The sequence below is a fragment of the Thermobacillus xylanilyticus genome, assembly GCF_907165215.1.
In the GTDB taxonomy this organism is placed as follows: Bacteria; Bacillota; Bacilli; order Paenibacillales; family Paenibacillaceae; genus Thermobacillus; species Thermobacillus xylanilyticus.
The window spans coordinates 38,014-62,543 of sequence record NZ_CAJRAY010000026.1; the positions used below are offsets into that span (position 1 = coordinate 38,014).

Here is a 24,530-nt window from a genome sequence, read left to right on the forward strand (position 1 = left end):
GACAAAAAAAGCCGGCCAGGATGATTCCCGACCGGCTGCTTTGACATTTCGGTTTCATGATGCAAAATGAATCCGCCATTCGCTCGCACACTCGTCCGTCTTGATATACAGATCGCCGCCTTGCACCGCGTATCCGCCCGGCTGCAGCACGTGCGGCACTTCGACCCGGCGCAGATCCCTCGACGCGCCGTCCGTCACCGACCGGACGCCAGGCACATCGCGCACGACGATCGTGACCGCCGGAGCCGCGCACCGTCCGTCGAGGCGGACATGCAGCCCGTCCGGCGTACGCTCCGCCTGAATGCGGACGCGGCTTCCCAGATCGTCCTCGAACGTCTCGTCCAGGCGCTCCCGCACGAACAGGCTGAACGTCAGGTTCACATAGCCGTCGACGCGGTTGCCGACGTCGCCCGGCAGCGCATAGTCTTCCGGCAGGTTCCAGGCCACGACGCTGTCCTGCCGTTGGAACACCGGTATGTCCTCGATGGCGGCTTCAACCCGCACCATACGGCCGCCCAAGACCGAATCGCCGCCGAACAGCGGCAGCCACAAGCCTGCCGGCAGGTAAACGTCCTTCACGGTCCGCCCTTCCTCCACGACCGGCGCGACGAGCAGCGCGTCTCCGAACATGTATTGCTCCTTGAGCCGGGCGCAGCGCGGATCGTCCGGATACGCGAGGGCCATCGCCCGCATCAGCGGAATGCCTGTCCGGCTCGTCTTGATCGCCTGGTCATAGATATAAGCCAGCAGGTTCATCCGCAGGTCGGCGTAACGCTTGTACAGCGTCAGCACCCACGGCTTGCCCGTCCGCTCCGCCACGTTCCACGGTGTGCGATCCTGGTTGAACTCGCCCTTGGATTCGGCGTGGTATTGCATGACCGGGCAGAACGCCGCCATCTGCGCCGACCGCACGTACAGTTCGGCGGTCGGGATGTCGCCGTGGAAACCGGCCAGATCCCAGCCCCAGAACGGCAGCCCGGACATGCCGCTCGCAAGCCCCGCGATGACCGAGCTGCGGAACGCCTCGAAGGTGGAGCGCTCGTCTCCGGCCCAGTGCAGCGGGTAATTCTGCGCACCGGAATAGCCCGCGCGGCTGAACGTGACGGCGTCGCCGCCGGTGAGCTCCCGGGCGAAGTCGTAATAGGCGCCGACGTATTCATTCGGATAGAGATTGCGCATCTCGAGGCCGCTCCGTCCGTCGTGAAAAACGACATCCCCGTAGATGCACTCGCCCCCGTCCGTCTTGAAGCCGTCCACGCCGATGTCCTCGATCAAATACCGCCGCTTGCCGAACCACCATTTGCGCGTCAGCGGGTTTGTAAAATCGGGCACGAGACTGTCCTTGAACCATTCATAAGGCGGAATCCGGTACGGCTCGCCGTCCGCCCGGCGGACGACCAGCCCGTGCTCCAGGGCGGTCTTCTCGTCTTCATCCCGCTGGGCATGGGGAAGACCTTCCATGAACTTGATGACCGGAATCTGCCACAGCAACACGCGGATGCCTTGGGCGTGAATGTCCTCGACCATCCGTTTCGGATCCGGCCAGCGCCCCCATTCCGGGAAGCGGAAGTCTTCGTACCGGTGCGCGTCCAGACCGGGCTTCGGCTCATACTGGCAGTCGTTGAAGATGTAGAACGTCGCCTCGTCGCTCCATTGCTCCAACACGATCACCGTGGCCGGTATCCGGTGGCGGACCGTCTGCTCCACCTGCTCCATCGTGACCGCCTGGCTGTCCCAGTTGTTGCTGGACATCCACGGTCCGAACGCCCACTTCGGCGGCAGCGCCGGCTTGCCCGTCACGTCCGTGTACGCCTGAAGCACATCCGACGGCGCGCCCGGGAACAGGTGCAACTCCGTGCGGGGACGGTCGGGCAGCACGTCCACTTCGGCTTCGAACCGGTCGCTCAGCCGGGTACCGAACCGGAAGACGGCATACATGCCCGTATGGAGGTACAGGCCGTACCCCTTCGAGCTGATCGCGAGCGGGACCGGGATATACGTCCGCATGCCCTGGCTCCGGTATTGGTTGAACACATAGTGATCGACGTCGCGGCCGGCGTACTCCAGGTCGGCGTACCGCTCGCCCGTGCCGTACATCCGCTCGTCCGGCTCCAGACGCAGATTGAGCCGCAGCTTGTGCACGGCGCCATCCCCGTCGGTGAGCGCTTCGAACGGCGCCGTCCCATCGAGGTCGTACGTCCGCGCGACGATCCGGCCCTGTGCGTCGCGCAATACCAGATGACCGCTCTCGGCGTCCACGCGCAGCCTGTAATTCCCGGCGACAATCTCACCGTCCCACGCCGGATCGTCCGCCGCCTCCAATTCGCCGCCGACATCGAAAACACAGCGCAGCGACCGGCCGTTCTCGACGGTAAAGGCAATGCGCGGATAAACGGCACTTCCTTCGAGCGGGCGGAAGATCAGCTCCGCTCCGCCCTCCCGCTTGCGCAGCGACGCCGGCTCAAGCGCCCGCCAGCCCCGAACCCGGAACGCGTGCGGCTCGGACACTGCCGTCGTCTGCTCGTCAGTTGCGACGAACCGGTAAGCCACCCGGCTGCCAAAGCCGAACCTCCCCAGCTCCGCGCGCCAGACCGGCAGGCCGTCCTCCGAAACGCCGGGTTCCATCGGGATGGACGCTGCGCTCTCCCAGTCGTCCCCGTCCGCCGCCAGCTGCACAACCAACTTCTGCGACGGGCGATACGGCTCCGTCCGGACACTTACCGTCACCGCGTCGCCTTCTTCGGGATCCCTGGGGAACCGCTCAACCGCTTCCTTAATATACGGAGAGCGGCTGCCGGCAGGCCGGTGCGCGATCCGCAAGCTCCGGCCGCCCGCGGGCCCGGAAGCGGACTTCTGCTCCAGATTGATCCTCGCAATTTCGTACACGATGCAGGCCAGATCGCTGTCCCGCGGGGGACCGGACGTCTCCAGATCATACCGGGCATAGAGCGGCACGACTGCGGAGGCGATGTCGTATTCCGCCAGCTTCCCGTCACGCTCCTGCTGCCGCCGGACGGTTTCCAGCAGCTTCGCGGCCCTGGCGAGGTTGCCGCGCTCCGAGTAATACCAGGCGAGGAGCGCCGTCAGATCCGGCCGGACGCATCCCCCGTACCGCGTATCGTGCAGTGAGAACCGGACACCGCCGTTTGCCAGATGTTCTTCCAGCCAATCCACCGCGCCCGTCAGCACAACATCTCCGGCATTGAACAGGCCGAAGGGAACCGCCGCGATGCCGATGTCGCCGGTGATCTCGCGGCTGCCCAGCACGCCGGTCACGCCGCCCTGGTGCATCATGCCACTGAACACGAATTCGCGGATGTCCCGCAGCAGGCGCCCCGCCTCTTCGTCCTGCAGATGGAGGGTTGCCGCCCGAAGTCCGCCGGCGGCAATCGCCAGATTGCCGAGATACACGGCGCGGCCGTCCGGAACGAGCCAATGCGGATGCGGCCGGTTCCATTCACGGCCGATGACGGCCACGGCCTTCCGCGCGGCGCCGGCGTATTCCTGCAGCGCGTCCGCTCCTCCGGAAGCGGCCGCGTATTCGCCGAGCGCCCACAGCCAGAAGGCGGACTCGAGAAAATCTTCCCGCTCCTCCACCCGAACCGCCAGTCGCCGCAAGTACGTCCCGCATTCGTCGTACCGCTGTTTCATTTTCACATCGAGGTAGCAGAGAAATGCCGCCGTCCTCACGTCCAACTCATCCAAGCGGGCGCGAATGGCATCCAGTTGTCCCAGCACATCGTTCATCCTTTCACACCGCCCACTTGCAGGCCGGCTTTGAAATGTTTCTGCGCGGCGAGATAGACGGCCACGATCGGCACGATCGAGATCAGGCTGCCCGCCATCAGCGTGTTGTAGTCCGTCGCATATTGCCCGCTCAGCTTGCTGAGCGCGAGCGGCAGCGTCATCTTGTTCGGGTCGGACAGCATGACAAGCGGCCACAGATAATCATTCCATGCGTCCATGAACGCGATAACGGCAAGCGTAGCCAGAATCGGCGCGCTCAGCGGCAGCATCAGCCGGACGAAGATCGTGCGGTGGGTGGCGCCGTCCATCACCGCCGCGTCGAGATACGCGTCGTTCACCGTCCGCATGTGCTGACGCATCATGAAGATCGCGAACGCGTTGAAAATCGACGGCGCGATGAGACCCGTGAACGTATTGATGAGCTGCAGTTCTTTCATCACCAGGAAGAGCGGGATGAACGTGACCTGCTGCGGAATCATCATCGTCGCGAGCACCGCGGCAAACAGGATGTCGCGGCCCCGGAACCGCATCTTGGCGAACGCGTACGCCGCCATGGCGGCCGCCGCCAGCCTCACGACGGTCGTCAAACCCGCGACGAATGCGCTGTTCAGGATCGTCCGTGCGAACGGGAAGACATCGAACACCTTGCGGTAGCCTTCGAAACTGATCTCCTCCGGAATCCACTCGATCGGTACGGCGGTGAGCGCCCCTTTGCTCTTGAGCGACGTACTGATCATCCAGAAGAACGGGATCAAAACGATGACCGCGATCGCCGTCGCCATCACATAGAAGAAAAAGGGACCCGCGTATCGCCTAAGCATCGTAATGCACCCACTTCTTCTGCAATTTGAGCTGCAGCCATGTGAACAGGAAGATGATCGCGAACAGGATGAAGGAGAAGGCGGAAGCATACCCCATCTTGAAATAACTGAACGCGTAGCGGTAAATGCGTTCCACCATGACCTGCGTCGCCCCGTGCGGTCCCCCGTCCGTCATGATCATCACCTGCGGGAACAGCTGGAACGAGAATATGAGGCAGATGACCGTCACGAAGAACGTGATCGGCGACAGGAGCGGCAGCGTAACGTGCCGGAACCTCCGCCAGGGGCCCGCGCCGTCAATCTTCGCCGCTTCATAGTAGGACGAATCGATGCCTTGCAGCCCACCGAGAAAAATGAGTGCGAAGAAACCCATATCCTTCCAGATGCTTGCGAGCACGATGCCCGGCATTGCCCAATTCGGGTCGTACAGCCAGCCCGGCCCCTTGATGCCGAATTGGTTCAGCAGATCATTGACGCCGCCGTATTCCGGGCTCAGGATCGATTTGAAGATGAGCGCCCCGGCCACCCAGGAGGTCAGCACCGGAATGTAGAACAGCACCCGGTAGACGGAGACGCCCCGGTAAGGACGGTGGAGCAGCATCGCCGCAGCGATGGACGCGATCAGGATGAGCGGGATATAGAGCACGATGTATACGGCGGTGTTTCGCAGCACGCGCCAGAACTCGTCGCCGCCGAGGATCGAGGCATAGTTGTCCAGACCGACGAATGCCGGCACACCGTCTTTCGGCGCGATCGGTTTGAGCCCGTCCCAATCGGTGAAACTGAGCGTGAACGCCCCGGCCACCGGGATGAGGTTGAACAGGATCAGCCCCGTCAGGCAGGGCAGGAGAAACCAGATCGCCGCGAACCACCCGTTATGCTTGCTTACGCGCGGCATGCTTCCCTCTCCTTCAAGACTTCAAGAATGGCATGATTGGTGCCAGAATCAATGAACGGTGTTACTGCAGCTTGATTCGCTGCTCAAGCTCCTTCTGTGCATCCCGGAGCGCGTCGGCGGGCGATTTCACGCCGTCGCGCGCGGCTTGCAGATGCAGCCCGATAATGTCGGTCATCTCCGCGTTCTGTTCCACGACCGGCGGCGTAACCAGGTAGTTCAGCGAGTCGAACACCGCCTTCTTGTTGTTCGGAGGCGTCACCTGCAAATACTTGTCGAGCACGTCCTCATAATTGACAGCCGGCAGTTCCCAGCCCGCGTCGACGCGGATTTGCGCCGCTTCCCTGCTGGCCGACATGAACTTCAGCCACTCGAACGCCGCCTCGGCCACCTTGCTGTCCTTGTTGATGACCAGGCCGTTGGAGAAGAAGTGCGTCGCCTTGGCCGTGTTGCCCGGCTCCACTTCGATATCCCAGTTGAACGTGATGTTCTGGGTGAAGTCGGGGAACGCCCAGATGCCGGTGACGAGCATGCCCAGCCTGCCGGATTTGAACAGATCCCAGTCGCCCATGCCGGCCATCTGCGCTTCCGTCGGCATGACGTTCGTCTTCAGCACGCGGTCCACCATGTGTTGAAGCGTTTCCACGTTTTGCGGCGTGTCGACCGTAAATTGCGTCATGTCCGCGTTCATCAGGCTGCCGCCGTTCTGCTGCACCTTTTTGTAGAATTCCCAGAACTGGATCGGCTGATAGATGCCGAAAATATTGTCCCCGAGCGACCGGATTTTCTCCGCCGCCTGCTCCGCGTCCGCCCAGGTCCAATCGCTCGTCGGATAGCTCACATTGGCCTGGTCGAACAGATCTTTGTTGTAGAACAGCACGACGTTCGAGAAACTGGCCGGCAGTCCGTACTGCTTGCCGTCCGTGCTGAATGCTTCCAGCGCGTTTTTGTTCAGCACCGATGTATCGAAGCCGCCGAACATCGGCGTCAGGTCGAGCAGCACGCCTTTCTTCGCGTACGAGACGAAGTTTTCGTAGTTCAGTTCGTAGGCGTCGGGAGCCGTGCCGCTCGCCACCCGGGTCTGCATCTGGGTGAAATAGTCGTCATAGGCCAGCGTCTCGATTTCGACCTTGATGTCCGGATGCTGCTTTTCGAACTCTTCTTTCATTTTCTGCAGATGTTTCTCGTTATCTCCCGAAGCGGAGAAGTTCGTGAACTTGACCGTGACCGTCTCAGACTTGCCGCCGGAATCGCCCGAACTTTGGTTGCCCTGTGACGATCCGCCACCGCTGTTCGATGTTGTTCCGCCCGTGTCGCCGGTCGATTTTCCTCCGCCCGAGCAGCCCGCAATCAGCATCGCCATGACCAGCAGGCAAAGCGCCAGTAATTTCCACTGTTTCCCATTCCACTTCATCGCTGATTTCCCCCTATTGCGTGGTTTGTGCCAAATGCCTTGTGCCATCTGATAACCCAAACGATCGAACGCCGAATCTCGGGTCTCACCTCCGATTCAGACTAAGCCGCGTCAATCCGCGCATTTCCGGGATCGGCGGCTACAGCGAACGCACGGTCTGCCGCTCCACGATGGACAGCGGGATCTCCTCCATTTTCCTGTCGACGACGTCCGGTTCGTCGGATTCGATAATCTCGAGCAGCAGTTCCGCGGCTTTCCTTCCTTTCAGGGCGATATCCTGCCTGACCGTCGTCAGCGGCGGCACGAACATGCGCGACAGGAAGATGTCGTCGAACCCGATCACCGAGAGGTCTTCCGGGACGTCCTTGCCGGATTCCTTGATCCCTTGGATGACGCCGAAAGCGACCATGTCCGCCGTCGCGAAGACCGCCGTAATCTCGGGATGGCCGGCGGCGATGGCTTTGCCGGCTTCGTAGCCGTACGCGTAGCTGACCGAATGCTCGAACACGTAGTCGGGATTGTAGAAAATGCCCGCTTCCTGCAGGGCGCGCTTGTATCCGAGGAACCGTTTCTCGACGACGCCATCCTTGCGGATGCTGCCGGTGACAAGTGCAATATTGCGGTGCCCGCGGTCGATCAAGTACCGGGTGGCCAGATAGCCGCCCTGCTCGTCGTCGATGCCGACCTTGCTGAAATAGGTGTCGTTGATGTAGCTGTCGATCAGCACGATCGGGATCTTCACTTCCTTCAGCTCCGCGTAGAACTGCTCGGGATAGATGCCCATGATGATCGCGCCGTCCAGATTGCGCTGCACCGAGATGTCCAGGTAGCTTTTGCCCTTGTCGACGCCGGACAGGATGAGATGGTATCCGTGCTCGCGCAGCTTCGATTCGATGTTGCTCACCATTTCGCTGTAGAACGGATTCTCGAGAATGAGCTGCTTGCTGTCCTCGGTCTGCGGAATGATGACGCCGACCAGCTTGGACGCGTTCTTCACCAGGCTCCTGGCCGAGAAATCCGGTATGTAGTTGAGCTCCCGGATTGCTTCGCGGATCTTCTCGACCGTCTCGGGCGACACCCGGTTCTCCTTGCCGTTGAGCACGTACGACACCGCCGCGGTGGATACGCCGGCGTGTCTGGCCACGTCTTTGATCGTCGTTCTTCGCTTCAAGATCATGACCCCTTTAATGTTAAGCGTTTAACCTCGGTTTGAAAAAAATATGCGGGAAACATGGGGGATTGGCACGGACAAGCCGAATTTTCTCCCGTGTATTCGCAGTGATTTGGTTCGTTATTACGCTTGTTTCCCGTTTTTCTGTGTGGAATCATGCTGTGAGGGCACCGGTTTTTATTAAACGTTTAAGTTAAGTATAAACGCTTTCATTTTGGATTGCAAACCCTTATTTTGCTCCGGACGGACTCCCGAAGGCCATCTAGTGCAAACATACATCACATTCGGCCTGTCAGAGACGGAAAGGCTTCATGTGATGCAGATCCGCAGGATATGGATCGAATTTCGCAAAAACCGCGCTCATAAAATGTAAGAATGCATCCGGTCAACGCTTCATCAGGTTAATCATTCTTTCGGTTAAATATTCATAAGACCGCGAAGACCGTTCCGGCCAGCCCGAACAGCAAGATCGTCCGAAGCATGCTGCCGCTCAATCCGAAATCGTAACGCAAATCCCTGACCAGCAAGAACAACAGGCCAAACCCGGCACCCAAGATAAAATAAACCGCCTCCCGCGATACAAACCGGTGTCTGCTTCGATATGCAATGCGGTCCGCCATCACGGACGGGATGCCGACAAGGAGATAGAAGGCGGCAAGGACCATGCTCCCCGTAAAAAACACATATCCAAACGAATCGTTGTCCGGCGCGTTCCTCTGGTTGAACGTAAATATCGCCGACAGGGGGATGGCGGACAGGAATGCGGAAAAGGTTTTGGCCATCATCATATTCGGTTCTCCCTTCTCTCCGGCCGGCCACGTTAACGCCCACATTTGGCGATAGATCTTTCATGGAATATCCATATTTTTACACAATATCACTCCGCGGTTCATCAACAAAAAAGGGGGATGCGCCGTCACGCAAACCCGCCTGTCTCACAGAAATCCCTGACCAAATCTTCCACAAGCGCTTCCTGATGGACCTTCCGACCGACTTCCCGCATCACGGCGCACAATGAGCGATCCCATTCCACCACCATATTCGCCAGCCTTGAAAGTTCGCCTCCGTCGAACGCCGGGCCCGGCAAAGACCGGATCGCCGTCAGATAAGACTCGCTGTCAAACCGCCATGGCGCAAACCGCTCCGGAAACAGACCGGCCAATGTCCGGGCCATGGACAGCCCCTTGATGTCGAAGTCTCCGGAATAGTAAAGCTTGCAGCCGTCGCCCGAATACTCCAACGCGCGCTGCATCCAACGGATCGCCGCCGCGCTGGCCGGTCCGCTCGTGCAGATCAGCGCGGGAGGATCGCCGTCCATCACCACCGGTCCGGCCGCATCCACAATCGTTGAAAATACGGCGGGATTCTCGACGACATAGAGCGAAGAACAACGCGGAATCCGTTCGGCCGCCTCCACCTGCCGCAATGTCCACACCCGCGGCATCGCCGGCTCGTCCGGAACCGGAACATACCAGTGAACGATAGAAGACAGGTCGTCATCCAGGATGCCGAATCGGCGGTACAGTTCCCGCAGCTTCAACGTCCCGGAACCGTCTTCCTCTTCCCGCGAATCTCCGGCACCCAACTCGGAGGCGGCATCGCCGCCGCCCGTCGAGGCGACGCCGTCCTCCATATCCGCGCGTTCCCTGAGCACCGCCAGCAGCATCCGGCCGGCGGGATGTCCGGCATCCAGCGCGTGGGCATCGCCGCTGATCCGGGCAGCCAACACCGGGAGCCGGATCGGCCGACCCGCACCCGCGAACAGGAAGTCCAGCACGCGCACGACAACCCGAAGCGACGACAGGGCCTCTTCCGGATCGGCCTTGTACAGTTCCCGCAGCGCGGGCAGTCCGGCCCCGCAACCCTGTTCCAACCGGGACAGCCATTCGGCGGCAACCGAAGATGCCACCGTTCCCGTGGATTCCCGGGCCGCCAGCAGAAACCGCCGCCATGCTTCGTCCCGCAGCGACCGTTGCTCGCTCTTGGCCAGCAGCGGCCGGCCTTCCAGCACCTGATGCAAATCCAGGATGCCGATCGCGAACGCCGAGTCGCGCAGCTCCGTTTCGAACAGGGTGAGCGGGATCTCGGCCGTGTCCCCGGGCCTTAAGTTCCAGCCGAAGAACTCGCCGATCGCCTCGCATTCGTCCGGCGACAGATCCGGCACGACCGCCTTGCCGCCGATCCGCCCGAGCGATGCATACTTCCTCCAGACAGCGGCCAGCATGCGCCGGAAGGCTGGCCGGCCGAAATATTGGGCCGCCCTCCGCGGACCATCGCCCCGCTGCTCGTCCGTCCTCATGACGCATCCGCCTCGTCCGGCACATATTCCCTGACGCGCCCGTTCCACCGGTAGCGGAACAGCGTGATGAAATCGGCGTCCTTTGGGCGGTGGATTTCATAGATGGCCAGCCGGGGTACCGTGTCGTAACAGCCCCACAACACCTGCGATGTCATCATGTAGTCGAAGCCCATTTCGGTGAGCAGTTGGAACATGTCGCGCATGTTCTCTTCGTCGACCCCGGCGAACGCCTCGTCGAGCGAGATGATCCGCGGCGCGTCGGGACGGGCGTCGGAATACCTCGACCAGGCCGCGGCGAACAGCGGAATGTACATCGCCATCGCCTTCTCGCCGCCGCTCAGCACATTGAAGCGCGAATCGGTGAGCGGCCGGTACCCGGTCTGTTCCCCTTTGCGATACTTCAGCTCGAACTGGAACCAGTTGCGGTAGTCAAGCACCTCGTACAGATGCTTGCGCAGCGACTCCTTCTCGCTCAGGGCGTTCTGCTTCGCGTAGCCGATCTGCGAGCGGAAATGCCGGATCATGGCGTCAATCTCGTCTTCGCGCAGCCGGTGGGCGTCCCGCTTGAGCAGCTCGACGAGCACCGCCGTGTCCAGCTGCTGTTCGTTCGCCGCCGCCTTCTCCCGCCATTCCAGCTTCAGCCGCAGGCCGCTCGACGTGTTGCGCTCTTCCATGAGACGGTTCATGCGGTCCACCCAGCTTTCCGCGCGGTGGATGCGCTGGCGGATCGCCTTGCCGACGCTGCGCAAGATGATCTCCTCGTACAATTCGCGGTCCTTCTCGCTGAGCAGCGCGCTCTGCTGTTCCTCGTCACGCTTCAGTTCCTCGAGCAGCAACGAAGGCGGCTGCGGATGCGCGCGGTCCCTTTTCGAGGCCAGCACGATCCGTCCTGTGTCTTCCTCGATGTCCAGCTCGAGCACGTAGTCGGTCAGAACGCTCCGCACTTCATTGAACTGCTCCAGCAGCGTGTTCTTGACCGTGTCCGCGTTCCGGCCGGAGAACGCCGCGTCGTAGCGCTGCCGGATCGCATGGGCCAGCTCTGCCGCCCGTTCCGCGCCCGCGGATGCGGCTTCGGCCGCCGCGTCCCGCCATTCGTCCAGAAGCCGCCTGCCGATCTCGCGCCGCCAGCGCTCCAGAGCGTCTTCCAGCAGCCGCCGGCACTCGGCTTCCCGCTCCCGCACCAGTTCCACGCTTGCTGCCGCCTTGCCCGCCGCCTCGGTGGCATCCGCCAGCCTCGCGGACGCCGCCTTCCGTTCCAGCAGCAGCCGCTCCCGCTCCCGCTTCAACGTCTCGATGCGGCGGGAAATATCGGCCAGCCCGAGATCATCCATCAGCCTGCGCAATGCGTCCACCTGGGCGCGCAGCACGCGGCGGCGATCCTCCAGTTCATCCGTCAGCTGTTCGTCCTGTCCGATCGCGTCTTCCGCGGCTTGCCGCGCATGACGCAAGTCGTCTGTCCGCCGCTCCAGATCGGCCTGCCGCCGCCAGGCGGAATGCAGGTCCGAGAGCGCCGCCTCATAGTCCCTCGCCGCGGCCAGCGCCTCTTCGAGGTCCCGTTCCCGCTTCAGCCGCGACCAGGATTGTGTCAGTTCGGTCAACTCCCGCTGCAGTTCGCGCCATTCGGCCGACTTCGCCTTGAACCGCTCGAGCGCGCGATGCTCCTGACCGAGTGCGGCCTCCAACCTGGAAGCCGCATCGTTCAGGTCCTGCAGCCGCTGCTCAAGATTGGCCGTGTCCGGGAAACCGCCGCTCTCCTCAATCGCCTGCCGCTCTCTGGCGGACAGGTCGGCCAGCCCGCGGTCGAGATCGGCGATCCGTTCGGCCAGCGCCTCCAGTTCCCGCTGCAGGCGCGCGATCTCCAGCAGCCGAGTCCGGCGCCGCGTCTCCTTGCCGATATACTCGGCGCGCGCCTTGCCGGCCGTCTGGCCGGCGAGCGGACCGATCCGCCAGGCTCCGGCGCCCGACAGGGCGGCCCCCTGCGCGTCAAGTCCGTACGCCCCTCCGTCATCGACCCACAGCACCGTCCGCAATACCGCGTCAATCGTCTCATTTGAGAGTCCGGATTCCGCCGGGGGCGACGGAACGAGCACATCGGCCAGCGTGTAACCGAACTCGATCGGCTGCGGAACAATCCAGGCCTCCTCTTCATCGTCGCCCGCCGCGCCGATCCGTCCGTCCGGCGAAATCCAGGCGTCCAGCAGCCCCGCGCGCTCCAGCGCTTCCTCGATCCGCGCCCGCCGCGCATCGTCCACATCCGCGCGGAAATCGCAAGCGGCGTACAGCGGCGCACCGCTTCCGGGCGCGCAGCGCTCGCGCCGGCGCGCGCGCGCATCGCCCCGGGGCGGCTCGGGCTCGCGCTCCGCTTCCCATGTCCGCTTCTCCTCCGCGAGCCGCTCCCGCTCCAACTCCAGCATCCGCCGTTCATGCTCCAGCCGCAGCCGCTCGGCGGCCAGTTGTTCCCGTCTTGCGGCCAGCGCTTCCCGCATCGGCGCGCGGATCGCTTCGGCGGACCGGGTGTTCACGCCGAACGCCGACACCGCCTCGAACGTCTCGCGGACCCGATCCTCGCCGAACGGCAATTCGACGAGCGCATCGCGCCACATGACGATTGTTTCGCGCAGCGCGTCCTTGCCTTCTTCAAGCGCCCGCGCACATTCATTGCGCTCCCGCTCCCGTTCGTCCCTTCCCTTGCGCGCTTCGCCCAGGTCCGCTTCCAACTCCCGCACCGCCCGGGCGGCGGCCTGCTCCTCGCGCGCCTTCGCAAGCGCCATTTCCAACCGTTCCCTGTGCCGCTTCAGATCGCGCCGCCAAGGTTCCCTCCACACATCATCCGCGGGTTCGCCGCGCTCCCACAGCCGATGATGGACCGCGTGATCGGCGAATTCGATCTCTTGCGCGATTGATTCGAGCTCTTTCAACAACTCCTGTTGTTCCGCGCGCAACCGGCCGCGATGCAGTTCGGCTTCCTCAAGGTCGCGTTCGACCGCCAGAAGACGGTCGCGGTTCCTGCGCAATCGTTCATGCGCCAGTTCCAGATGTTTCTCCGCATCCGCGAGCGCGGCCGCCGCCGCTTCCAGCTCCCGCTGCTTGCCGATCGCCTCGTGGTTCTCCAGCACGTCCAGCTCGCTCTCGGCCTGCCCGATCGCCGCTTCCAGACGCGAAATGTCCGCCATCGCGGCCCGTTTGTCCTCTTCCGCCTGCTTCAGGTTCGCCTCGCTCTCGCGAAGCCGCGTCTCCTGCCCGCGATGTTCCGCGCTCGCCTCCAGCAACCGCGCCGATTCGTCGTACAGCGTCCGCCGGTTGTAGCGCTCGTACGTCTCCTGCAGCCTGCCGAGTTCCCGCATATGGAGACGCAGCTCGTCCAGCCGGTCGGCTATCTGATCCATGTCCTCCAGCACTTCGGAGAGCGGCCTGAGCTCATCCTCCTGCAGCGGCGGGAGCGCGCTGTGCAGAATGTCATAGATCGCCGACGGCTTGAATTCCTTCGACAGCTTCGGGCTGCGCAGCTGGATCATCAGATGCAGAAGATCCTGATAGCTCTCCGCGTCCGCGAAACCGAACAACTGCCGATTCACCAGATCGCGATAGGACGCCTGATCGTGCACCACCTGGCCACCGGCGCCGATCGCCTTCTCCAGCTCCTGCCGGCCGAGTGGAATCCGGGTATGGTGTTCGAGCCAGTGATTCCGATCGTACAGCCAGAAATCGATCCCGATCCTCCGCCCGTCGTCGAGCAGAAATCCCCAGAACTGCACCTGGGCCGCTCCCCGCCGCGCGCGAAGACCGATGCCGATCGTCTTCGTCAGCCCCCTCGCGGGATGGACGAATTCCATCCACAAATAGCCCGTGACGTCCGTCTTGCCGCTGTCCGGCTCGCCGAGCAGATAATACTCGATGCGCCGGTCGCGCGAACCGAACGGATCGAGGCGGTGCGGACGCTTGTCGCCGTCGAGGACGAGCGGGAGAAAACTTTGCATCGTCACCGACTTGCCCGATCCGTTCGCCCCACGCAGAATGAGCCGTCCATCCTCCAGTTCGAACACTTCTTCATCGTAATGCCAAAAATTGAGGATGCCGACGCGCCCCATCCGCCATCTGCCGTCCGCGTTCCCCGTATAGACCGTCATTCCGTCGCCTCCTCCGGTCTTTCTTTATTCTCCGCATCCGTTCTATGGTTCGTCATCCGTGCCCGCGATGTCGTATTCCCCGCTCCAGCGCGACAGCACAGGAAAGATTCTGAAGCGGTGCCCGTCCTCCCACTCGCCCAGCCGCCACTCCGCCATGTGGCGGGTGCATTCCTCCGCCAGCTGGGCCGAGGACATTCCGCGGTATTCCTTGCTCCAATAAGTCTGATGCTGTTCCTGCAGGCGCAGAAGCATCCCTTCCAGCTCCGACCGTTCGAGCAGGATCGTTCCGTCCGGTTCCGGCCGCAAGCCGCCGTCTTCCATGCCGAGACGGCGGCGCAGCTCACCGGCCAGCAGCAGGACGAGATCCGACACACCGGCCAGCGTCGGGAACAGCTCCGCCTCGCTCGTCAGTTCGGGATGGAAGAACAGAAGTCCCTCGCGGTATCTTCGGCCTTCCCATCCGAGCATCCGCTGCAGATGGTCCATGATCGACCTGCGCTGCGTCAGCACATAGGGCAGCAAATCCGCTTCCCAATCCCGGTCAAGCACGGCCGGCTCCATCAAGAACCGCCGGTAGACGCGATGGCGCCGGCGCATGTTCTCGCCGTCCGGCGTGTCCGCGTATCGGATCGGATCCGTCAGTTCCTCCATCCGGACGTACATCGTCAGATCCTGCGGGAACCGGCGGAGCACATAGCGGGCATGGGACGAACATTCGTAGAGCGCGTTCCGTTCCTCGCTCTGCGCCCAGCCGCTTTCGTCCCCGTCGACCGCGATCAGCACGCCGAGCGACGTCAGCTTGCGCAGCGCCCGGGCCATCGACATCCGGTGATGATAGATCTTCCAGTCCGCTTCCAGGCCCGCCGCGTTCATCTGTTCGCGCACTTCTTCCACCAGCTCCGACAGAAGAAACTGGTCCATCTCGGTCTTGTCTTCCAGATACCACAGCACATAGGTGAAAAAAACGTAGTCGCTGACCTCGCGGAACTCCTCGAACCCCATCCACGGGTGCGGTATGGCCGGCGTCTTTTCCAGCTTGGCGAGACTGCGCGTGACGATGAGGGGAAGACCCGCCTGATCCATGAACCAGTCCCGCAGCTCCTCGTAGTCATCCCGGATCGCGAAGTAGAGGTCCGGATCGTCTTCCTTCAGGATCCATGGCCGGTTCAGCAGCGCGTGGACGCATTCCCGCTTGCGCTCCAGCGCCTGCGCCGAAGCCGCCTCCGTGCGGGCCGCCCGCTTCGCCCGCGCGATCGCGCTCATGCCCGCGTTGCCGCCGCTCATTCGCCCCGTCCTCCTTCCGCCGCCGCGGCCGCCATCCGGGCCGCGTCTTCCATCGCGAAGACGAACTCGTAATCCGGCAGCTCCAGGTCGCCGTCTTCCGATCGGAGGATGGTCCGCCGCGCCGTCCGGGGATTCGTCATGGCGATGACGACGCCTTCCGGCGTCATGAACGAATGCCGAGGCGACGCGTTGCATCTTCCGATCCAGTGCAAGAGCCGCAAGCGCACGGCGGACGGCACGACGCCGAGTTCGGATACGACGAGCTTTCCACGCCGCAGCAGATCCTGCATGACCGCCCATTCCTCCGCCTGGCGCCGCCGGTACGCCTCCCGCTCGCGCCGCTTCCGTTCGGCATGCTCGGGCACCGGCTCCGTCTCCTGCCGCCCGATGCGCTTCCGGCTGCGGGAGCGCAAGGCGCGTACCGTCGGCTCCTCGTCCCACATCGACTGGTCGGCCCGGTCGGTCAACCGCAAATCTTCACCTTGCAGATGGCGTGTCCGAAACAAGCCGAACACGAGCCCGGCCAACCTGTGCGCGTCCTCCAGCCGCTCCATCCGCGCGAACCAGCCGGCGAGATGTTCCAGTTCCTTCTTGCGGCTGACGCCGGAGCGTTTTCTTTCTTGCAGGCGGATGACGCTGCGCACGACGCGCGCGATCGTGTCCTTCGTCGCCCGCTCGAGCAGCGCCAGCTCGGACGGGGCGCGCCCGTCTCCGCGGAACCATCGGTCCAGATTGCTCCAGCCCTGCCGCAACTCGCCGACCATCGACGCCTTGTCCGGCACGTCCTCAAGCCGGGGCCTGTCCAGCTCTTCGTCGGCGACACGCTCCAGGAACATGTCGCGCAGATTGGCCGATATCTGCTCGAGATTGCCTTCGATCTTGTATGCGCTCCGCTGCAGCGCCTGAACGAAATTCTGCAGGTAATGGGTGAGCCGGTCCTTGTAGACGAGGAACGATTCGGTTACCATCATTTCCTCGGCCTTGGCCGTCTGCATGCTCGCGATGTAGTCGGCCGCGTTCTCGTGCAGTCGCTTGAACGCGTCATGGAGCGACGTCCACAGTTCAAGCGCGGCTCCCGGCTCCTTGTCCCAGTCCATCCGCCGGATGGCGAAAAGTTTCTCCGCAATCGAGTCGAACAGCGTCGGCTCCAGCGAGCCGCCGTATCCCGTCACTTTCTCGAGCGATTCCAGCAGCCGCTCGATCTCGATTGAATACGGCGTGAGCAGATATTGCAGCTTCTTGCGCATGTACTCTTCAAGCGTTGTGGCGCGCCCCGCGTCGTGCCGGGAAGCGAGGTTGCCCCACTCCTCGAGCTGCGCGAGATCGGCCATGCACTGCTCCAGCGTGTAATCGGGCAGCGCGCCCCACCGCATGACCCCGTTGTACACGTCCTCGGGCTTCATCCAGTAGCGCAGACGCTTGTATTCCTCGTAGAAAAATCGCATGATCACGCGGTAACGGGCGACGTTGTCCGCGTTGACATACTTGAGTTCGGGGATGTTGCGCGTCAAGCGGCCGGACAGCGGCAGATCCATTTTCCGACTCCCTTCGCCATGAAACGTTCTATTCCCAACTGTAAACAAGAACACGGGCGGTTGGCAAGCCGCGGAATGTTGGGAAAGCGAACAATTGCGCAAGAAGAAACCCCGCCAAATAGGCAGGGACATGACCCAATCATTTTTCAGCCGTCTCATCCAACTTCAATTTTCTACGCCATTCCAACGTTTCCTTGAGCATGTTCGCTTCCATGATGGCGATCGCTTCCGGATCGCCGGCCGTGATCAGATCGAGCGACGTGCCGATCCGTTCTTCCATCCGGCGTTTCGCCCGGAAAAATCCCGAGGTTTTCGGCAGTTCGATTATTTCCGGATTGACCGCCTCCCTTCAAAGCGTCACGGCGATCCTGCATCATCGCTTTCAAACCATTCGCGAACCATCATACTTGCGGCAGCCGGCTCAGGCTCTCCCGCAGCGCTTCTTCCGAATACGGCGTATCCTGCAGGGCGCCGGACAGATACGTCTCATAAGCCGACATGTCGAAATGACCGTGGCCCGACAGGCCGATCAGGATGACCTTCTTCTCGCCGGCTTCCTTCGCCCGCAGCGCTTCGTCGATCGCCGCACGCACCGCATGCGCCGACTCCGGCGCCGGCACGATGCCCTCGGTCCGGGCGAACTGCACGGCCGCCTCGAAGACGCGGGTCTGGTCGTACGCGACAGCCTCGATCAGCCCGTCATGATAGAGCTGGCTGACGAGCGGCGAGTCGCCATGGTAGCGCAGCCCGCCGGCATGGATGCCCGGCGGCATGAACTCGTGGCCGAGCGTGTACATCATGAGGAGCGGCGTCATCTTCGCCACGTCACCGAAGTCGTACGCGAACGTACCGCGCGTCAGCGTCGGGCAGGCCGACGGCTCGACGGCCACAAGGCGAACCTTCCGGTTCTCCGTCAGCTTGTCCCTCAGGAACGGGAACGCCAGCCCGGCGAAATTCGAACCGCCGCCGCAGCTCGCGAACACCACGTCGGGATACTCCCCGACTTTCTCAAGCTGCAGCTTCGCTTCCTGGCCGATGACCGTCTGATGCAGGCAGACGTGATTCAGCACGCTGCCGAGCGAATAGTTCGTGTCGCTGCGCTTCGCCGCATCTTCCACCGCCTCGCTGATCGCGATGCCGAGCGATCCGTTCGAGTCCGGATCGGCGGCGAGCACGGCGCGGCCCGCTTCCGTCAGGTTCGACGGGCTTGCGACGACCTGGGCGCCGAATGTGTTCATCAGGATGCGGCGGTACGGCTTCTGGTTGTAGCTGACCTTCACCATGTACACCATGCATTCCAGCCCGAAGAATCGGCAGGCCAAGCTGATGGATGAGCCCCATTGGCCGGCGCCGGTCTCCGTCGTCAGCCGCTTGATGCCCGCTTCTTTGTTATAGTAGGCTTGCGGAATCGCCGTGTTGAGCTTGTGGCTGCCGGCCGGGGAGACGCCTTCGTACTTATAATAAATGTGCGCCGGCGTATCCAGCTCCTTCTCCAGCTGCAGGGCGCGGTACAGCGGCGCCGGACGCCAGATCTTGTACAGCTCCCGCACCGGCTCCGGAATTTCGATCCACCGTTCCGTCGATACTTCCTGCTTGATCAGCTCCATCGGGAAGATCGCCGCCAGATCTTCGGGACCGGCCGGTTTCCCGGTCGCCGGGTTCAGCGGCGGCTGCGGCAGGTTGGGCATGTCCGCCATGACGTTGTACCAATGCGTCGGAATCTCGCGTTCGGACAGCAGAATTTTCTTCTCGCTCACCGGCATCGACTCCTTGGGGAAGTTTCTACAAAACATTCAACGCGAAGGGGAAATTTCCTTTTCATCGTCTTCAATTCTGTTCCGGAATACGGAGGAATCGGCAATGTTCATGTTGAAGTGGAAAATGGCACTTGTGCTGATGGAGGTTTCGGTCGACATGACGTACTGGGGGGAACTGCTCTCCGGCGTGTCGGAGGGGAAGGCTGTATGACGATGCTGCTGGTAAACGGCCGAGCCTATGAGATCGACGGCATCCTTTTCGACAAGGACGGCACGCTGCTTGATTTCCTCGGGTTATGGGGAGCCTGGGCGGATTGTCTGTACGAACGGCTGCGCGCCGGTCTTGCCGCCCTGGGAATCGAGTGGCGGATGAACGAGTGGACCGAACTGCTGGGCACTTTCCATGCGGCGGACGGCCCGATGATCGGCTATGACCGCAAAGGCCCTTTCGCGATGGGGTCGATCGATGATGTGACGGCCATTCTGGCGGGCAAGGCGTATCGTTGCGGGCTGCCGTGGAATGAAGCGCTGGAACTGGTCCGCAGCTGCCGCATCCAGGCTGCAGCGGAACTGGACCGGATGCGGCCGGCCCGGGCGCTGCCCGGCCTGCACCGTTTCCTGGAACAATGCGCGCAGCGCGGATTGCCGCTGGCCGTCGTAACCGCGGATGATACGAAGGAAGCCCGGAAACATTTGCATTGGCTGGGGATTGACCATCATTTCGCCGACATCATCGGCAACGACCGGGTAAGCCGCGGCAAGCCCGATCCCGAGATGGCGCGCCTGGCCTGCGCCTCGCTCGGCATCGAGCCGTCGCGGACCGCGCTGATCGGCGATACCGCCGGCGACATGCAGATGGGCAAGGCGGCGGGCGTCCGCCTGACCATCGGGATCGGCGCTCCCGGCGGCCTGCCGGGAGCGGACGAAGTCGTTTCCGATTACGATGCGCTCGCCTTCCCGCCGCACGGGGAGGCGTGAAGTCGGGACGGTCGCGCAGAAGCCGGTTTTTCGGTTACGATGAGGACGGGAACATAGCGGCTGCAGGTTCCTTCGGCATCGCGCAGTCGTATGCATCCGAAAGGAGAGGATGGCTGTTGAAACTGGCGACATTGATGCGGGACGGGACGCCCCGTCTCGGGGTGAAAGTCGAGGGCGGAATCATCGATTTTGAGCGCGCGCTTGAAGCGACGGGCGGCAGCCGGGACGGCGTGCCGATCGATCCGATGGCCGCGATCCGCACGGGTGAGGCCGGCATTGCCGCGCTCGGTCGGCTGCTTGAAGAATGCCCCGCGACGGCCGGAGCACCGTACCTCGTGCCGGAGGATCAGGTGTCGTGGGGGCCGTGCGTGCCCGCGCCGGGCAAAATCATCTGCGTCGGGCTCAATTACCGCGCGCACGCCGAAGAGACAGGCAAGACGCCGCCGGAGACGCCCGTGCTGTTCAGCAAGTACGCCAACGCACTGAATGCCCATCTGCAGCCGGTTCGCGGAACGCATTTGACGGATCAGCTCGATTACGAGGCCGAACTGTGCGTCGTGATCGGGAAGCGGACAAGCGGGGTATCGGAGGCGGAAGCGCTGGATCATGTTTTCGGCTACTGCTGCGCCAACGACATTTCGGCGCGCGATCTGCAGAACCGCACATCCCAGTGGCTGCTCGGCAAGACCGGCGACGGCTTCTGCCCGCTCGGACCGTATCTCGTCACCGCGAACGAGGTCGGCGACCCGCAGCGGCTCGCGATCCGCTCGATCGTGAACGGCGAGGTGCGCCAGCAGTCCAATACGGGCGACATGATCTTCGGCTGCGCCGAGCTGATCGCGTATATCTCGCGGCATTTCACGCTCGAGCCGGGCGACATCATCCTGACGGGGACGCCCGCCGGCGTGGCGATGGGCATGCCCGGCAAGCCGTACCTGCGGGCGGGCGATACGGTGACGGTGGAAATCGAGCGGCTCGGCGCGCTGACGAATCCGATTGCGTGAGTTCAGGGGCTGGCTTGCGGCCAGGCCCCGTCTGTAACGGCACCAAGTGCCGTTATTGGGCACGATGCTACGCCCGAACGGTCAATTAACGGCACCACGTACCGTTATTTCCTTCTTTCGGACGAAGGCTTCGGCCGCGAGCCGCCTGTAACGGCACCAAGTGCCGTTATTGGGCACGCTGCCACGCCCGAACGGTCAATTAACGGCACCACGTGCCGTTAGCCGCCCCGACGCCTTGCCCGGGCATGCCTTAACGGCATGGAATGCCGTTAAGGCTCGGCGGCGCGGGAGGGTGCGCCGACGGCCTCCCGTACCGTCGGCGGTCACCCGCGCCCGCGCCTGCTCAGCCGCGCCCGCTCAAGCGCGGCGCCGCAGCACGCGCACGCCGTGCACCGGCAGCTCCAGCGCGCTGCCGGGCGCGTACGCCGCGCCGCTCTCCATATCCATGTACTCGCGCGCGTCGAGCGCCAGCTTCACCGGCCCGCCGGTGAAGTTCTGCACGAACACGTAGTCGTGCTCGCCGTCGGTGCGCACGCCCGCGGTCACGCCCCGCGGCAGATCAACCTCAAGCGCGCGCCGGACGCCCAGCCGCCTCACCAGGCCGCCGTAGAAGTCATCGTAGAACGGCGGCTGCGCCCGTCCGGCCAGATAGTACGCGCGCCCCGCGCCGAGCCGGCGCATGGTCAGAGCCGGACGCCCGGCGTAGAAATCATCCGTGTATGCCGCCAGCTCCTCGGCGGACTCCGCATGCACGAGTTCGCACAGCTCGCGGATCTCGTACGTCCGCCCTTCCGCCAGACCCAGCTCGACCGCGCCCAAACCGTTCATGCGCAAGCCGTTCCGGTCCTCGTCGTACAGCCCCTCGATCTCCTCCGCCCAAATGCCGAGCACATGCCGCAAAGGACCCGGGAACCCGCCGAGATAACAAAGATCGTTCTCGTCGACGATCCCCGACCAGTACGTCGCGACGAACGTGCCGCCCTGCTCGACGAACGCCTCGACCTTCTCGCCGACGCCCGGCTTCACCATGTACAGCATCGGCGCGATGATCAGCTTGTATCGCGAAGCATCGAACGCATCCTCCGAGCCGATCACATCAACCGGCACCCCGAGCTCCCACAGCGCGCGATAATGCGTGTGCACCGTCTGCTCGTACCCCATGCCGGCGTTGCGCGGCCCCTGCGCGTCCCGGATCGCCCACCGGTTGTCCCAGTCAAACACGATCGCCGCCTCCGCAGGCACCGCGCAGCCGCGCACGTCCGTCAGCCGCCGAAGCGTCTCCCCCAGCTCCGCGACATCGCGGAACACCCGGGTATGCTCGTGGCCGGCATGATCCACGACGGCGCCGTGGAACTTCTCGCTCGACCCCCGGCTCTTCCGCCACTGGAAATACTGCACCGAATCCGAGCCGTGCGCCACCGCCTGCAGGGAGGACAGCCGGTGCATGCCCGGCCGCTTCAGCTTGCTGACCGGCTGCCAGTTCGTCAGGCTCGGCGTGCTCTCCATGAGCAGGAACGGCCGCCCGCCCTTCAACGACCGGAACAGGTCGTGGTTCATCGCGAACCACGAGGCGGTGTCCGCGTCGCCGTCAGGGCCGGGCTTGTGCCAGAGCGGATACGCGTCCCAGGAGACGACGTCCATCTCCCGGGCCAGCACGCGGTAATCCAGCCCGTCATACAGCTCCATCAAATTCGCCGTCACCGGCAGATCCGGATTCACCGCCTTCAAAGGCCGCACCTCATGCCGCAGAAAATCGGCCGTCTGCGCCGTCACGAACCGCCGCCAGTCGAGATTGTGCCCGTGCACCTGATGTTCCCCGTGCGGCGCGGGCGACTCGATCTGCGCCCAGTCGGTGTAGGTGTGCGACCAAAACGCTGTCCACCACGCCCGGTTCAACGCCTCCAGCGAGCCGTACTTCGCCCGCAGCCACGCGCGGAACGCCTCCTGGCACAGCGGGCAGTGGCATTCGCCGCCGTACTCGTTCGACACGTGCCAGCCGACGACGGCCGGGTGATGCGCGTACCGCTCCGCCAGCTTCGCGTTCATGATCGCCGTCTTCTCCCGGTACACCGGCGACGTGTAGCAATGGTTGTGGCGGAACCCGTGCAGATTGCGCACCCGGTTCGGCCCGACGCGCAGCACCTCCGGATACTTCTGCGACATCCACGCCGGCCGCGCCCCGCTCGGCGTCGCCAGCCAGACGTAAATGCCGTTCCGGTGCAACCGCTCCATCACATCATCCAGCCAGCCGAATTCGAACCTCCCCTCTTCCGGCTCCAGCGCCGCCCACGCGAAAATGCCGACCGACATCACGTTGCAGCCGGCCAGCTTCATCAGCCGCACATCCTCCTCCAGCACCTTCGGATCGTGCAGCCATTGGTCCGGATTATAGTCCGCCCCGTGCATGAGCACCGGCAGTTTGGCGCTGACCGGCGGGTATCGTTTGAGCATGCGCATCACGTTTCCTCCTCCCGCAAAACATCCCACGTGGCCAGCCTGCGCCCCTCATAATCGAACAACGTCAGGTTTGCCCAGTTGTTGTGATGGCCGACCGACCACATGGCCTTCGCCGGAATCCACGCGGGCTCCCACCAATAGAATCCGGCGCCGAGCCCATTCGGCGTCTCGCGCACGATTCGCATGAAATCCCTCAGATAGGCCGACTGCCCGGGGGCGCTGGCCGGATAGCCCGGCGCGAGCTGGTCTTCCCGTTCCAGAATATAGCCCGTATCGTCCGGCTTCTCGAGCGTCCACGGATAGGCGGTCTCCACAACCACAATCGGCTTGCCGAAAGTCTCCGCCGTCAGCGCCAGGTTGCGCCGCAGATCGTCCAGCGTCCCGTGCCACCAGGTGTAGAACGACTGGCCGATCACGTCGTAATCGACGCCGAGTTCCTCCATCTTCCCGAAAAACTTCCGCGTCGCCTCCCAGTCTCCGCCGCGGTCGATGTGGATCATCACCCCGGCGTCTGGACAAACGGAACGCACCGCGGACGCGCCCGCCTGGAGCAGCCCCGCGAACGTGCGCCACTGCGCATCCGTGTCAAGCTCCCCGTCCACGCGTCCGTCCGGCCACAGCATTCCCGGCGTCACCTCGTTGCCGATCTGCACCATGTCCGGCGCGGTTCCCTGCATGGCGAACGCGGACAGCACGTCCGCCGTGTACCGGCGCACCGCCTCCCGAAGCCCGGCCGCGTCCAGCCCTTCCCACGACCGGGGCTTCCATTGGTTGGCCGGATCGGCCCACCGGTCGGAATAATGGAAATCGAGCAGAAAATGCAGCCCCCGCTCCTTGATGCGCCGGGCCATGGCGAGCGTCCGCTCGAGATTGCAGAAGCCGCCCGGCGGATCGTTCCAGATGCGCAGCCGCACGGCATTCATGCCGAGATCGGCCATCAGATCAATCGGATCCCTCCGGACGTCTCCGTCAAAATACGCCCCGCCCGCCGCCTCCACCTCGTCGACGAACGACAGGTCCATGCCTTTGATGAACATCGGT

General features: G+C 63.3%; 16 protein-coding genes. 2 read left to right on the top strand and 14 right to left on the bottom strand.

Going from position 1 to position 24,530, the window contains the following annotated elements:
* Positions 1-54: 54 nt before the first annotated feature.
* From KJQ12_RS05940 to KJQ12_RS05995, 12 genes are all read right to left on the bottom strand, one after another.
* Entirely contained in the window at positions 55-3,747 is a 3,693-nt protein-coding gene (locus tag KJQ12_RS05940; RefSeq protein WP_213483876.1) for a glycoside hydrolase family 31 protein, read from the bottom strand.
* Positions 3,744-4,568, bottom strand: a complete 825-nt coding sequence (locus KJQ12_RS05945) for a carbohydrate ABC transporter permease (protein WP_213483877.1) — start codon at positions 4,566-4,568, stop codon at positions 3,744-3,746. The genes KJQ12_RS05940 and KJQ12_RS05945 overlap by 4 nt, the downstream gene beginning before the upstream one ends.
* Positions 4,561-5,466, bottom strand: a complete 906-nt coding sequence (locus tag KJQ12_RS05950) for a carbohydrate ABC transporter permease (protein ID WP_213483878.1) — start codon at positions 5,464-5,466, stop codon at positions 4,561-4,563. The genes KJQ12_RS05945 and KJQ12_RS05950 overlap by 8 nt, the downstream gene beginning before the upstream one ends.
* A 61-nt stretch (positions 5,467-5,527) precedes the next feature.
* Positions 5,528-6,820: an ABC transporter substrate-binding protein gene (locus KJQ12_RS05955; protein WP_425315962.1), complete on the bottom strand. Its 1,293-nt coding sequence runs from the start codon at positions 6,818-6,820 to the stop codon at positions 5,528-5,530.
* A 196-nt stretch (positions 6,821-7,016) separates the two neighbouring features.
* Positions 7,017-8,054, bottom strand: a complete 1,038-nt coding sequence (locus KJQ12_RS05960; protein ID WP_213483880.1) for a LacI family DNA-binding transcriptional regulator — start codon at positions 8,052-8,054, stop codon at positions 7,017-7,019.
* Positions 8,055-8,473: 419 nt separating this feature from the next.
* Complete coding sequence (locus KJQ12_RS05965) at positions 8,474-8,836, bottom strand: hypothetical protein (protein WP_213483881.1); 363 nt, start codon at positions 8,834-8,836, stop codon at positions 8,474-8,476.
* Between the two features lie 128 nt (positions 8,837-8,964).
* Complete coding sequence (locus KJQ12_RS05970) at positions 8,965-10,347, bottom strand: TIGR02679 domain-containing protein (protein WP_213483882.1); 1,383 nt, start codon at positions 10,345-10,347, stop codon at positions 8,965-8,967.
* On the bottom strand, positions 10,344-14,474 hold the full coding sequence (locus KJQ12_RS05975; protein ID WP_213483883.1) for a TIGR02680 family protein: 4,131 nt from the start codon (positions 14,472-14,474) through the stop codon (positions 10,344-10,346). The genes KJQ12_RS05970 and KJQ12_RS05975 overlap by 4 nt, the downstream gene beginning before the upstream one ends.
* A gap of 42 nt (positions 14,475-14,516) precedes the next feature.
* Positions 14,517-15,758 (bottom strand): TIGR02678 family protein, encoded by a 1,242-nt coding sequence (locus tag KJQ12_RS05980; protein ID WP_015256146.1) that lies wholly within the window; start codon positions 15,756-15,758, stop codon positions 14,517-14,519.
* A complete protein-coding gene (locus KJQ12_RS05985) occupies positions 15,755-17,293 on the bottom strand; it encodes a TIGR02677 family protein (RefSeq protein WP_015256147.1) in 1,539 nt (512 codons plus the stop codon). Before KJQ12_RS05985 ends, KJQ12_RS05980 begins: the two co-directional genes overlap by 4 nt.
* A 139-nt stretch (positions 17,294-17,432) precedes the next feature.
* Complete coding sequence (locus tag KJQ12_RS05990; RefSeq protein WP_157373602.1) at positions 17,433-17,573, bottom strand: hypothetical protein; 141 nt, start codon at positions 17,571-17,573, stop codon at positions 17,433-17,435.
* A 121-nt stretch (positions 17,574-17,694) separates the two neighbouring features.
* Entirely contained in the window at positions 17,695-19,050 is a 1,356-nt protein-coding gene (locus KJQ12_RS05995; RefSeq protein WP_213483884.1) for a TrpB-like pyridoxal phosphate-dependent enzyme, read from the bottom strand.
* A gap of 207 nt (positions 19,051-19,257) precedes the next feature.
* Here KJQ12_RS05995 and KJQ12_RS06000 point away from each other — a divergent pair, with 207 nt between their 5' ends.
* Together KJQ12_RS06000 and KJQ12_RS06005 are read left to right on the top strand one after the other, a co-directional pair.
* Positions 19,258-20,028, top strand: a complete 771-nt coding sequence (locus tag KJQ12_RS06000) for an HAD family hydrolase (protein ID WP_015256150.1) — start codon at positions 19,258-19,260, stop codon at positions 20,026-20,028.
* Positions 20,029-20,144: 116 nt separating this feature from the next.
* Entirely contained in the window at positions 20,145-21,032 is an 888-nt protein-coding gene (locus tag KJQ12_RS06005; protein WP_015256151.1) for a fumarylacetoacetate hydrolase family protein, read from the top strand.
* A 357-nt stretch (positions 21,033-21,389) separates the two neighbouring features.
* Here KJQ12_RS06005 and KJQ12_RS06010 read toward each other — a convergent pair whose 3' ends face one another.
* Both KJQ12_RS06010 and KJQ12_RS06015 read right to left on the bottom strand, forming a co-directional pair.
* Positions 21,390-23,483, bottom strand: a complete 2,094-nt coding sequence (locus KJQ12_RS06010; RefSeq protein ID WP_213483974.1) for a beta-galactosidase — start codon at positions 23,481-23,483, stop codon at positions 21,390-21,392.
* 5 nt (positions 23,484-23,488) lie between these two features.
* Entirely contained in the window at positions 23,489-24,526 is a 1,038-nt protein-coding gene (locus KJQ12_RS06015; RefSeq protein WP_213483885.1) for a glycoside hydrolase family 53 protein, read from the bottom strand.
* Positions 24,527-24,530 lie beyond the last annotated feature (4 nt).

Excerpts from the sequence above, each read along its gene's own strand:
- KJQ12_RS05940 (WP_213483876.1), bottom strand. The coding sequence starts at position 3,747 with ATGAACGATGTGCTGGGACAACTGGATGCCATTCGCGCCCGCTTGGAT.
- KJQ12_RS05945 (WP_213483877.1), bottom strand. The coding sequence starts at position 4,568 with ATGCTTAGGCGATACGCGGGTCCCTTTTTCTTCTATGTGATGGCGACG.
- KJQ12_RS05950 (WP_213483878.1), bottom strand. The coding sequence starts at position 5,466 with ATGCCGCGCGTAAGCAAGCATAACGGGTGGTTCGCGGCGATCTGGTTT.
- KJQ12_RS05955 (WP_425315962.1), bottom strand. The coding sequence starts at position 6,820 with ATGCTGATTGCGGGCTGCTCGGGCGGAGGAAAATCGACCGGCGACACG.
- KJQ12_RS05960 (WP_213483880.1), bottom strand. The coding sequence starts at position 8,054 with ATGATCTTGAAGCGAAGAACGACGATCAAAGACGTGGCCAGACACGCC.
- KJQ12_RS05965 (WP_213483881.1), bottom strand. The coding sequence starts at position 8,836 with ATGATGATGGCCAAAACCTTTTCCGCATTCCTGTCCGCCATCCCCCTG.
- KJQ12_RS05970 (WP_213483882.1), bottom strand. The coding sequence starts at position 10,347 with ATGAGGACGGACGAGCAGCGGGGCGATGGTCCGCGGAGGGCGGCCCAA.
- KJQ12_RS05975 (WP_213483883.1), bottom strand. The coding sequence starts at position 14,474 with ATGACGGTCTATACGGGGAACGCGGACGGCAGATGGCGGATGGGGCGC.
- KJQ12_RS05980 (WP_015256146.1), bottom strand. The coding sequence starts at position 15,758 with ATGAGCGGCGGCAACGCGGGCATGAGCGCGATCGCGCGGGCGAAGCGG.
- KJQ12_RS05985 (WP_015256147.1), bottom strand. The coding sequence starts at position 17,293 with ATGGATCTGCCGCTGTCCGGCCGCTTGACGCGCAACATCCCCGAACTC.
- KJQ12_RS05990 (WP_157373602.1), bottom strand. The coding sequence starts at position 17,573 with ATGGAAGAACGGATCGGCACGTCGCTCGATCTGATCACGGCCGGCGAT.
- KJQ12_RS06000 (WP_015256150.1), top strand. The coding sequence starts at position 19,258 with ATGACGATGCTGCTGGTAAACGGCCGAGCCTATGAGATCGACGGCATC.
- KJQ12_RS06010 (WP_213483974.1), bottom strand. The coding sequence starts at position 23,483 with ATGCTCAAACGATACCCGCCGGTCAGCGCCAAACTGCCGGTGCTCATG.
- KJQ12_RS06015 (WP_213483885.1), bottom strand. The coding sequence starts at position 24,526 with ATGTTCATCAAAGGCATGGACCTGTCGTTCGTCGACGAGGTGGAGGCG.